At 65.4% G+C, this 11,511-nt stretch carries 10 protein-coding genes and 1 pseudogene; 7 read left to right on the forward strand and 4 right to left on the reverse strand.

Going from position 1 to position 11,511, the window contains the following annotated elements; translation table 11 throughout:
* Positions 1-228: 228 nt before the first annotated feature.
* The gene (locus tag ACESNG_RS11060; RefSeq protein WP_373068980.1) at positions 229-1,125 is read right to left on the reverse strand and encodes a LysM peptidoglycan-binding domain-containing protein; all 897 of its coding nucleotides are present in this window, start codon (positions 1,123-1,125) and stop codon (positions 229-231) included.
* Between the two features lie 90 nt (positions 1,126-1,215).
* Between ACESNG_RS11060 and ACESNG_RS11065 the strand changes: the two genes are divergently transcribed.
* The 7 genes from ACESNG_RS11065 to apaG all read left to right on the forward strand — a co-directional run bounded on the left by ACESNG_RS11065 (position 1,216) and on the right by apaG (position 9,406).
* Positions 1,216-1,515 (forward strand): hypothetical protein, encoded by a 300-nt coding sequence (locus ACESNG_RS11065; RefSeq protein ID WP_373060980.1) that lies wholly within the window; start codon positions 1,216-1,218, stop codon positions 1,513-1,515.
* A 9-nt stretch (positions 1,516-1,524) separates the two neighbouring features.
* Complete coding sequence (locus tag ACESNG_RS11070) at positions 1,525-3,540, forward strand: acetoacetate--CoA ligase (protein WP_373068982.1); 2,016 nt, start codon at positions 1,525-1,527, stop codon at positions 3,538-3,540.
* Positions 3,541-3,761: 221 nt separating this feature from the next.
* Positions 3,762-4,886, forward strand: coding sequence for a 4-hydroxyphenylpyruvate dioxygenase (gene hppD, locus ACESNG_RS11075; protein ID WP_373060982.1), 1,125 nt, complete (start codon positions 3,762-3,764; stop codon positions 4,884-4,886).
* Positions 4,887-4,893: 7 nt separating this feature from the next.
* A complete protein-coding gene (locus ACESNG_RS11080) occupies positions 4,894-6,087 on the forward strand; it encodes a homogentisate 1,2-dioxygenase (RefSeq protein ID WP_373060983.1) in 1,194 nt (397 codons plus the stop codon).
* 28 nt (positions 6,088-6,115) lie between these two features.
* Positions 6,116-7,300 (forward strand): aminotransferase class I/II-fold pyridoxal phosphate-dependent enzyme, encoded by a 1,185-nt coding sequence (locus tag ACESNG_RS11085; protein WP_373060984.1) that lies wholly within the window; start codon positions 6,116-6,118, stop codon positions 7,298-7,300.
* The gene (locus ACESNG_RS11090) at positions 7,300-9,003 is read left to right on the forward strand and encodes a glycoside hydrolase family 10 protein (protein ID WP_373068984.1); all 1,704 of its coding nucleotides are present in this window, start codon (positions 7,300-7,302) and stop codon (positions 9,001-9,003) included. Before ACESNG_RS11085 ends, ACESNG_RS11090 begins: the two co-directional genes overlap by 1 nt.
* The gene (gene apaG, locus ACESNG_RS11095) at positions 8,993-9,406 is read left to right on the forward strand and encodes a Co2+/Mg2+ efflux protein ApaG (RefSeq protein WP_373060986.1); all 414 of its coding nucleotides are present in this window, start codon (positions 8,993-8,995) and stop codon (positions 9,404-9,406) included. Before ACESNG_RS11090 ends, apaG begins: the two co-directional genes overlap by 11 nt.
* A gap of 26 nt (positions 9,407-9,432) precedes the next feature.
* Here the strand turns inward: apaG and ACESNG_RS11100 are convergent, their stop codons facing one another.
* The 3 genes and pseudogenes from ACESNG_RS11100 to ACESNG_RS11110 form a co-directional block, all read right to left on the reverse strand.
* The gene (locus tag ACESNG_RS11100) at positions 9,433-9,867 is read right to left on the reverse strand and encodes a hypothetical protein (protein ID WP_373068986.1); all 435 of its coding nucleotides are present in this window, start codon (positions 9,865-9,867) and stop codon (positions 9,433-9,435) included.
* Positions 9,864-10,823, reverse strand: a complete 960-nt coding sequence (locus ACESNG_RS11105; protein WP_373060988.1) for an NAD-dependent epimerase/dehydratase family protein — start codon at positions 10,821-10,823, stop codon at positions 9,864-9,866. The genes ACESNG_RS11100 and ACESNG_RS11105 overlap by 4 nt, the downstream gene beginning before the upstream one ends.
* Before the next feature lie 93 nt (positions 10,824-10,916).
* A pseudogene (locus tag ACESNG_RS11110) lies at positions 10,917-11,511 on the reverse strand (hypothetical protein); the annotation flags it as partial.

Genomic DNA, 11,511 nt, shown 5'->3' on the forward strand with positions numbered 1-11,511 from the left:
CTCGGCGTTCAAGTCGAGACCAGACCAAACGACGCCGTTCCCCAGGAAAATCAACCACTTATACCGTTCCAATCCCAAAACGTTGGGACGATACTGGGTCAACACGACTGCTCTGCGTTCTCTGCGCCTCTGCGGTCACTGCGTAATCGGTTCGTCGTTGAGCGCTCGCAGCACGATCGGTTCGTCGTTGAGCGCCCACTGCGTGATCGGTTCGTCGTTGAGTCGGCGCTACGGCAGGGTGTCCCCCTCGACCTTGGGCACCCGCAGTCGCTGTCCGACTTTGATGTCGTCGGTGGACAGCTGATTCAGCTGACGGAGCACGTCCGGCGATGTCCGAAAACGGCGCGCGAGGCCGGTGAGTGTTTCGCCGCGCCGCACGAGGTAGGGCACGTACAGCGCCGCCGGTGGAGCAGGGGCGCGCGTGGTGGCGCTCAGCACTTCCTCGTCGCGCGTGACGGCCTTGCGTGCCGCCCCGCTGGCCTGGGACACGCGAAGCGCCGATGTCCATGAACCGTCGTCGACGATGAAGTCGACTTGGGCTGAGGGCGTGCGAAGCACGAGCCCCCGCACGTATCCGCGAAAGAGCGTACGAGGCTCGAGCGTAAAGGCGGCGTCGTACGGATAGCTCTCCACGAGTAACTCCGTAGGGCCGTCTTCGCGCGGACGCAGCAGCGGGGTGGGTGGCGCGCCCACGTAGAGCAGCCGACGGTCGGTGGCGACGACCACACCGAACGACTCCCGCCACATGTCCGTCCAGCGGCGTTGGGAGGCGAAGGCGCGCGCCACGACGCGCTCGTCGGGACCCAGCTGCGACACCACTTCCTGCTGCGCGGCATCGCGGGCGATGCGGCGGGCGCCGATGGGCGGAACGATGGCGGCGGCTGCCACGAGGGCGGCCGTCCCCAGCAACGCGGTGCTGCTCGTCAGCGCGACCAGCAGCCGCACCCATGCCCTGCGCTGCCGCCGGACCGGAGGCGCGGCGGCGGCGGCGGCCCCGAGCCATTCCCGACCGCGTGACCCGCCCGCCGTCACATCGGACGCGGTCCCGCGCTCGGCGGTTACGCTCAAATCGGCCTTCGCCGTCGCAGTCGACGCCGTGCCGGGGGACGGTTCGCGGATGGCCACGTGGGAAGAATACCTGAGCGCGCAACCGCTGGCGTACGGAGCGCGAGTTGGCGAGCATTCGCGCATGCTTTCGCTGGTCCGAACGGTCCCATGACGCGCTCAGAGCGTGCGCCCGCCCCCAGGCGTGCCAAGAGCGCGCGCGCGTCCGTCGATGCCAAGGCAGCGATCGCGCCGCCACAGCTCGACTTGTTTCCCGTGCGTCCGGTCGTCGATGTGCTGGATCCGCGTATGGTGGTCGGGGCGCAGACCGGTGTCGAGCATCTGGTGCGTGTGCGCTTGCGTCCCGACGATGCGCCGCATCTGGTCTTCCATGATCGGCATGGTTGGTACTGCGAATCGCATGGGCCGTCGTGCCATACCGTGCAACTCGCTCGCGACGAAGTGAAATGACGAGGCCACATGTCGGTTGATGCCACACCGATCTGGACGCCGTCGGCGGAAGCTGTGGGGCGAGCGCGGCTCACGCAGTTCCGCCTCGACCTCCAGTCTCGCGACATCATCGACGCCTCGGTGCGTGATTCGCACGCGTTGCAGCGCTGGTCGGTGCAGTACCCCGCGTCGTTCTGGGCGGAGATCTGGCGTGCGGCCGGGATCGTGGCCGACGGGCCGGGCTCGTCCGATGCGCCATGGAGTGAGGTGCTGTTTGGCGGCGAGCATATGGCACCGCCGGAGCCGCAGCGCGGTCCGCACTGGTTTACGGAGACCCGTCTCAATTTCGCGGAGCATCTGCTGCGTCGACGCGACGGCGGAACGGCGATCGTTTCGTGGAATGAGCAGGGGGCGCGGCAGCGCCTCACCTTCGCCGAATTGGCGGCGCACGTCGCGGCTACCGCGGCGGCACTCACCGCCGCTGGTGTGGGCGTGGGTGATCGCGTAGTCGGCTACCTGCCGAATCTGCCACAGGCAGTGATCGCGATGCTGGCGGCTACGTCGCTCGGCGCGGTCTGGTCGTCGTGTTCGCCCGACTTCGGCACGAAGGGCGTGCTCGATCGATTCGGACAGATTGCGCCGAAAGTGCTGATCGCCGCCGACGGATACTGGTATGCCGGCAAACAGATCGACTGCCTGCCTCGACTGCGCGAGATCGTGGCGTCGCTCCCGTCGCTCGCGGCGGTGTGGGTGGTGCCGTATGTGAGCGATACGCCGGCGATCGCGTCGCTCCCCGGTGCCGTCACCTTCACCGGGATGCTGGCGCAGTATGCGACGCACAGGGTGCCGACGTTCACGCGCCTGCCGTTCGATCATCCCTTGTACATCATGTACTCGTCGGGAACGACGGGATTGCCCAAGTGCATGGTGCACGGCGTTGGTGGCACGCTGCTGCAGCACTGGAAGGAACTCGCGCTGCACACCGACCTCGGGCCGGAGGACGCCATTTTCTACTTCACGACTTGCGGTTGGATGATGTGGAACTGGCTGGTGTCGGCGCTGGCGATCGGTAGCACGATCGTGCTGTACGACGGCGCGCCGTTGGCACCGTCGGCCGACATTCTCTGGCGCATGGCGTCCGAGGAACGCGTGTCGGTGTTCGGCACGAGTGCCAGGTATCTGGCCGTGCTCGAAAAAGACGGTGTGCACCCCGGTGCGCAGTTCGACTTGTCATCGCTGCGCGCGATTCTTTCCACAGGCAGCCCGCTAGCGTCGCACAGCTACGATTTTGTCTATGCGCACATCAAATCGGACGTTCGCCTGGCCAGTATCAGTGGTGGTACCGACATCGTGAGCTGCTTCGCGCTCGGGGATCCCACGGGACCGGTGTACCGCGGTGAGTTGCAGATGCGTGGACTTGGCATGGCAGTCGAGGTGTTCAGCGACGATGGCACGCCAGTGCGCGAGACGCCAGGGGAACTGGTATGTACGCGTCCGTTCCCGAGTATGCCGGTGGCATTCTGGAATGATCCGGATGGCGCGCTGTACCGCGCAGCGTACTTCGAGCATTCCCCGGGTGTGTGGCGACATGGCGACTGGGCGGAAATCACGGCACACGACGGCCTGATCATTCACGGCCGCAGTGACGCGACGCTCAATCCCGGTGGCGTGCGCATCGGCACGGCGGAGATCTATCGCCAGGTCGAGCAGATCCCGGCGATTCTGGAATCGCTGGTGATCGAGCAGCGGCTCGGCGCCGATGGCGACGACTCGCGCGTGGTGCTCTTCGTGCGCCTGCGCGAAGGCGAGCGCCTCACCGACGACGTACAGCGGGCGATCCGCCAGCGCATCCGCGAACACGCCAGTCCTCACCATGTTCCAAAGGTGATCGTGGCGGTGGCGGATATTCCGCGCACGATCAGCGGGAAGATCACCGAACTGGCCGTCCGCGACGTGGTGCATGGCCGCCCGGTCAAAAACGCCGACGCGCTGGCGAACCCTTCGTCGCTGGCCCTCTTTGCTGACCTTCCCGAGCTCCGGTTGTAGGCACCGAGGCGTCGCGCAGGGTTATCTTTCGGTAATACTGCCGGACCAGCCCCGTTTTTGGAGCGTCGTCCCATGTGCCAGAGTCCGCTTTCGGAAGACCAACGGCAACGCGCCTGGATCGGCGCGCTGCCGCGTTCGCATATCTGAGTGTGAGGTGGCGCCCACTGTCGGCACGATTTCGCGTGCCCGACGGTCCATCCATCACAACTGAGGTCTGCCCCATGGCAACGATGACCATCCCCGAGCAGGGGATCGAGCACGATGCGTTCCCGATCAACGGCACCGACTACGTCGAGTTCTACGTCGGAAACGCGAAGCAGGCGAGCCACTACTACCGCGCGGCGTTCGGCTATCGACTGGTGGGCTATCGTGGCCCGGAAACCGGCGTGCGCGACCGCGCCAGCTATCTCATGCAGCAAGGGAAGATCCGCCTCGTTCTCACGACAGCGCTCAACCCCGATTCGGCGATCGCGGCGCATGTGCACAAGCACGGCGACGGGATTCGCGACTACGCGCTCTGGGTGGACGACGCACGTTCGGCCTACGCGACCGCGATCGAACGCGGGGCCATCGCGATACAGGAGCCGCAGGTGTTCTCTGATGAACACGGTGAAGTGGTGGTCGCCGCCATCGGCACCTACGGTGACACGATTCACTCGCTGGTCGAGCGCCGAAATTATCGCGGCTTCTTCCTGCCCGGATTCCGGGAGATCTCGGCACCTTACCAGCCCGAGAGCGTCGGCCTCGAGTATGTCGATCATTGCGTCGGCAACGTCGAACTCGGCCAGATGAATCGCTGGGTCGACTACTACGCGACCGTCATGGGTTTCCGCAATCTCGTCACCTTCGACGACGACGACATCAGCACCGAGTATTCGTCGCTCATGTCCAAGGTGATGGCGAACGGCGACGACAAGATCAAGTTTCCGATCAACGAGCCGGCGTCGGGCAAGAAGAAGTCGCAAATCGAGGAGTATCTCGATTTCTACGGCGGACCCGGCGCACAGCACATGGCCCTCGCCACCGACGACATTCTGGCCACGGTCACCGCCCTGCGTGAACGCGGCGTCGAGTTCCTGTCGGTGCCAACGTCGTATTATGCCGAGTTGCAGGAGCGCGTCGGGCAGATCGACGAGGATATCCACGCGCTCGCGGCGCTGGGCATCCTGGTGGACCGTGACCCCGATGGCTACCTGCTGCAGATCTTCACGAAGCCGGTCGAAGATCGTCCCACGCTGTTCTATGAAATCATTCAGCGAAAGGGCGCCCGAAGCTTCGGGAAAGGCAACTTCAGGGCGCTGTTCGAAGCCATCGAGCGCGAGCAGGAATTACGCGGCAACCTCTGAGGATCCGATGCCTTTCTATCACCAGCTGGGATCGGTGCCGCGCAAGCGACACATCGTCTTTCGCCGTCCCGATGGCGGACTGTACGCCGAGGAGCTGATGGGGCACGAGGGGTTCGTCGGCACCTCGTCGCTGCTGTATCACACCCATCCGCCCACGACGTACAAGTCGGCGCGCAAAGTGCGCGACTTCGTGCTCGAAGCGGACCTCGATACGTCGCTGCGTCATCGCCATTTCCTCACATCGCGCACCACGACCGGCGGATCGGCCACGCTGGATCGCCTTCCGCTGCTGTTCAACAGCGACATCGTGATGCTGTACGTCGAGCCCGACACGAACGACACGCATTTCTACCGCAACTCGCAGGCGGATGAAGTCGTGTACGTCGTCGAGGGGTCGGGCGTGCTGGAGTCGGTGTTCGGCGAACTACCGTACAAGTCCGGCGACTACGTGGTGATTCATCGCAATATCACGCATCGCTGGCGTCATGACTTCGGTGCCGGTGACACGAAGTTGCTGGTCATGGAAAGTCGTGGACACCTTCGCGTGCCTTCGCGCTATCGGAACAATTTCGGCCAGATGCTGGAGGGCGCGCCGTTCTCGGAGCGCGATATCCGCCGACCGCTGCAGCTCGCGCCTCACGACGAAATGGGTGACTTCCCCATTCTCGTGAAGCAGTACGATGCGCTGAACGAACTCGTGCTCGATCACCACCCGTTCGATGTCGTGGGCTGGGACGGCTTTTACTATCCGTGGATCTTCAACATTCACGATTTCGAGCCGATCGTAGGACGCATTCATCAGCCGCCCCCGGTGCACCAGACGTTCCAGGGCGACGGGTTCGTGATCTGCTCGTTCTGCCCGCGGCCGTACGACTTCCATCCTGAAGCCATCCCGGCACCGTACAACCACAGCAACGTCGATTCGGACGAAGTGCTGTTCTACGCGTCGAGCGAGTTCATGAGCCGGAAAGGCATCGAGTACGGCTCGATCACGCATCATCCCGATGGATTGGCGCACGGCCCGCATCCGGGGCGTACGGAGGCATCGATCGGCGCCAAGTACACCAACGAACTCGCCGTGATGATGGACAGCTTCAAGCCGCTCAAGGTTGCCAAGCTCGCGATGGCGATCGAGGATCCGGCGTATCACAAGAGCTGGATCGACGCGCAGCATGCGCAATACAGTCCGCCCACGTCGTAATTCCGTTCTGACCTTCCGCCTCACTGTCATGCCGCGTCTGTCCCAACGGTTTTCGTCGTTTCCTGCCTATCCGCTCGCGCACATTCCGGCGCGAAAGAAGGCGCTCATCGAAGCCGGAGTCGATGTCATCGATCTTGGCGCGGGCGACGCGGATCTTGCGCCACCCGCAGCCGCAGTGTCCGCCTTGCAGCGGGCTGCTGAAGTGCCCGCGATGCAGCGCTATGGGTTCGGACTCGGCCTCGTGCGCTACCGCGAAGCGGTGGCGGCGTGGATGCACGCACGGTTTGGCCAGCGTGTCGATCCGATCACCGAGATCGTGCCGTTGCTTGGCAGCAAGGAAGGTTTGGCGCACATCGCCTTTGCCTTCGCCGGCCCGGGAGATGTAGCCATCATCCCCTACCCGGCCTACCAGGCGTATCTGGGCGGTACGCTACTCAGTGATGCCACGCCGTACGTGTATGCGCTGCGACCACATACGAACTTCCTGGTGGACCTCGACGAGATCCCGGCTGACGTACTGTCACGCGCGCGGATTCTGTACCTCAACTATCCCAACAATCCGACCGCTGCGATCGCCCCGCGCGACTACCTCGAGCGGGTGGTCGAGGTGTGCAGAGAACGCGATATCCTGCTGGTGTACGACAACGCCTATTCGGAGATGGGCTTCGACGGGTATGTGCCTCCCAGCATCTTTGAAATCGACGGGGCGCGAGATGTGGCGATCGAATTCCACTCGCTGTCGAAGACGTACAACATGACCGGCTGGCGATGTGGCTGGGCGGTGGCGAAGCCGGAGATTTCGACGGCGTTGGCCAAGGTAAAAGCGTTTACCGATACCGGGCAGTACATGGGCATTCAGGCGGCTGGCGTGGCGGCGATCGAGAGCTGGGCGGAGTTCGTGCCGCAGAACGTGGCCGTGTTTCAGGCGCGCCGTGATGCCGCCGTCGCGGCGTTCCGCGCCAACGGGTTTGCCGCTGATGTGCCAAGTGCCACGATGTACCTCTGGATGCCGCTGCCCGAGCGTATTGCCAGCGCTGCGTTCGCCGACCGTCTGCGCGAGGAGGCTGGCGTAATCGTGCTGCCCGGCTCGGGCTTCGGTGCTGGTGGGGAAGGATTCTTCCGGATTTCGTTTATCCAATCGGAGGCACGCATCGCCGAGGCGGCGAGACGTGCCGGTGCAGTGCTCGACGCGATGCTCAAGGAGCTGGCGTAATGCGATGCTGCAATCGAGCCGCTGCCGCTGCCGGTGCGGCGCTGGCGCTCGTGAGCGCGTGTCGGCCCACGGCGCCGCTGCTTCCGCCCACCACCCCGGTGCCCGCTTCGACCGCTCGGCCCGCCCCGGGCTCGCCTGCGCCGGGCTCGCCTGCGCCGGGCACGCCCGCGCCAATCCCGCCCGCGAGGGCCACGCCAACGCGCGCGCGTACCGTTGTGAACGACGACGCACCGCCGTTGGCGCGCGAGTTCCGCGGCGTGTGGGTGGCGTCGGTGGCCAACATCGACTGGCCGTCCAAGCGGACGCTCTCCACGGCTGAACAGCAGGCAGAGCTCATCGCGTTGCTCGACCGTGCGGCTGCGTTGAAGCTGAACGCCGTGCTGTTCCAGATTCGTCCGGCGGCCGACGCGTTGTATGCGTCGAAGATCGAACCGTGGTCGGAGTATCTCACCGGTGCGCAGGGCCGTGCTCCCGTACCGTTCTGGGATCCGCTCGAGTTCGCGATCAAGGAAGCCCATGCGCGCAATCTCGAATTGCACGCCTGGTTCAATCCCTATCGTGCACGGCACACCGACGCCAGGTCGCCCTTGTCGTCCACGCACATTGCACGCACGAATCCGTCGCTCGTGAAGCCCTACGCGGGCTACCTGTGGATGGACCCGGGTGAACCGGCCGTTCGCGCCAGAACGCTGCGTGTGGTGCTCGACGTCGTGCAGCGGTACGACGTGGACGGCGTGCATATCGATGACTACTTCTATCCCTATCCGGAAAACGATCGGCGCGGGCGCGCTATTCCGTTTCCCGACGAGCGCAGCTGGAAGCGTTACGTGCGTGAGGGTGGCACGCTGGTCCGTGCCGATTGGCGTCGTCGCAACGTCGACCTGCTGGTGCAGGCGCTCGACGAAGGCGTGCACAAGGCGAAGCCGTGGGTGCGCTTCGGTATCAGCCCCTTCGGAATCTGGCGTCCGGGCTATCCCACGCAGGTGCGTGGCCTCGATGCCTACGAGAAGCTGTACGCCGATGCACGGAAGTGGCTTCGTGAGGGATGGGTCGACTATTTCACGCCGCAGCTCTATTGGCCGACCACGAAGCGAGAACAGGCCTACCCTGCGCTTCTCGACTGGTGGATCGGCGAGAACGTGATGGGGCGTCATATGTGGCCCGGCAACTTCACGTCGCGCGCCGGCGGCGTGGGATCGGGGGCGTTCTCCGTGGGCGAGCTTGTCGAGCAGATTCGCGTCACGCGTTTGCAGAACGGGGCGACTGGCAACGTCCACTTCAGCATGAAGTCGTTCCTGACCAATCAGGCCGGTATGAACGACACGCTGCTGGTGGGTCCGTATGCGACACCGGCGCTGGTACCGGCCACGCCGTGGCTCAAGGCCGCTGCGCCGCCGCTGCCCATCGCGCGCCTGACCGAGACCACCACCGGCACCCGGTTGCTGCTGCGAACCACGGGTACCGCGGTGCCGTGGCAGTATGCCATTCGGATGCGCACCGACACGGCATGGATTACGATGCTGGTCTCCGGATCCACGACGTCGTGGGCGATCCCGAAGGGCACGTCGCCGACATTGCTGTCGGTCGTGTCGCTGAACCGCGTGGGCACGGAAAGCTCACCCGTCACCATCACGCTTTCTTCGCGAACCGGCGCCGCCGGTACTCCGTCGACACCTGCTCGAGGCCGTTACGATGCGCCCTGATCCTGTTCCGTTCTACTACCACGTCACATCGGGTATTCGTATCACCGTGCGCCCGTCGTATCTGGGCGACCGCTCGAATCCGGTGCTCGGTCAGTTCGTGTTCGCCTACCACATCCGCATCGAAAACGTGGGGGAGCAGGCGTCGCAACTCCGCACGCGCCGCTGGCTGATCCACGACGAATCGGTGGGCGATAGCGTGGTGGAGGGGGAAGGCGTGGTCGGCGAGCAGCCGCATCTGCTCCCGGGACAGGTCCACGAGTATCGTTCGTTCTGCGTGCTCAAGGCACCGCAGGGATGGATGGAGGGCGCGTACCGTTTCGTGCGCGACGACGGGTCCTCGTTCGAAGCGACCATTCCCCGCTTCACACTTGCCGCCGAGCCACGCGCCGATACCCTGTCCTGATCGACCTTCCTTCCAAGCGGATCAGGTCAGAGGCTTGCCAGTGGGATCGTGTCGCTGAAGGCATCGGTCAGCAGGCGCAGGGTCGCGTCGTCGAGGAGTTCACGCACCATCAACGCCAGCAGCGCCGCCAGTGCGGGCTCGGCAATCGGTTCAAGCTCGAATTCTGTTGGGGTGTCGGTGGCAGCGTCGGTTGCAGTGGTGGTGGCCATAGCAGGCGCGGGGCGCTTCACGAGTTGCATGAGTGGACCGCTGAGGGCATCGCGGGCCTCCTCGCGGCCACTGCGCGTGATCACGTCCCCCAACAGGGCATCAGCGGCCTCGTAGGCGCGCGTCGTGGCCACGGTCTCATAGCGTGACACCACGGCGGCTCGATCCGCCGCCCCGAGGCCGGCCAGGCGCACGAGAAAGCCGCGCACGGCGGCCGTGTGGGGACCGTATGGCAGTGCGCTTGCGGCACTCATGGTGCAACCGGTGCCGGAGGCACCTGATGACCGAGCAGCCGAAGACCGTCGTACACCGTGGGCGCGACAGGGCGCCATCCGGTCGCCAACAAGGCGTCGACGTTGACGCGCTGATTGCTGCGGCCCCGGCGTACCGGTGCGGCACGATCACTGGTCGCGCGCTCGGCTGATCCCGCCGTCGGAGTGCTTATTGCTCGTCCGGTGAGGGTAAGCGCGATTTCCGATGAGCGGAGCGGTGTTCCGTCGGCGCAATTGAACACGCGCACACCTGGGGCGCGATCGTGCAGAAGCAGATGCGTAATGGCGGAGACCACATCGTCACGCCAGGAGAAATTGCACCACACGTCGCCCGCCGCGAAGGCCGGGTCAGCGAGGCGCGTCGCCGGATCACGCTGGGGCCCGTAGAGACCGGCCGCACGCACGATATGCACCGTCGCCTCGTGATCATCGGCGATCGACGCGATGTGCTGTTCCGCTTCGTACAACGCTGCAACGCGCGCCTCGCGCGGTTCGATCCGACTCTGCTCGGTGACCTCGCTGCCGTCGTGCCGATCGTACACGCCGGTGCTCGACACATACAGCACCGACCGAATGCCCAGCGCGTTCGCGAGCGCGGCGGCGCCCGCGGCGCCCGGTGGATAGACGCCGTAGTCATCACCGCGCGCCCGCGACGGGGCGATACACACCACGAGGTGATCGATCGGCGCGGGGAGTGCGCGCTGCACAACGGTCTGCAAGGCAGCGAGCGGTTCCGGTCCGCGCGCCGCGCTGGCGATATCACCACTGAGCGCCATGAAATCGCCGCTGGACGGGCGCGGCGTGCGCTGCAGGACGGCCACGGTGGCCCCCCGCGCCGCCAAGTGCGCCGCCACGACATTTCCCAGCCACCCCGGGCCGACGAGCAGCACGGTGCCTTCCAGACGCGTGGCGGCAGGCTGTGGTTCAGTCGACGACATGCCGCCGGCCTCCGGTCTCGCTGTGTATCGAGCTTCGCATCGGGATCAGCATCGGGTATGTCCGCATCGGGACGGGAATATGTGCGTGGGCGATCAGCGAAGCAGGAAATACCAGACGCCGCCAATAGCCAATGCGGCACCGACGCCGGCTCCGACAAGACCGCCGCGGTTGCCGCCTTCGGGCTTCGGGTGGCGATCGGACATGGGTGTGCGACCGCGACGTCCCGACCGTGACGCGGCGTCCTGCACGTCCCGTGCATCCCGCGCATCTTGTGCGCGCGTGAGATCGCGCGCGGTGGACGGCATGGGCGCTGGCGGCGGAGCCGCTTCCGGACGATCATACGGGGCGATCAGCGCGGCCGGTGTCGGTCCGAAGCCCTGTGCCATCGTGGGCTCCGCATGCCGGACCGGCTGGAGCAGCGGCGCGTTGAGCGCGGAGAGCCGCTCGAGCACGGCTGGTGCCGTCTCCGTCATGACTGCAGGCGCCGCCTCCCCGTGTTCGAGCGACGATCGACGCGTGGGCACATCAACCAGTGAGTCGGCGAGGGCGTCGTCGAGCTCGAGACCCATGAGGTCGGTGCTGGCATCCAGCAGAGGCGCTGGCGCGTCGGACCCGCCGAGCCCGTGCTCGATGGCGAAGTCCAGTTCCATCGACGGTGTATCGCCGGTCGGATGCAGCACGCCAAAA

Source organism: Gemmatimonas sp., from assembly GCF_041689975.1.
GTDB lineage: Bacteria > Gemmatimonadota > Gemmatimonadetes > Gemmatimonadales > Gemmatimonadaceae > Gemmatimonas.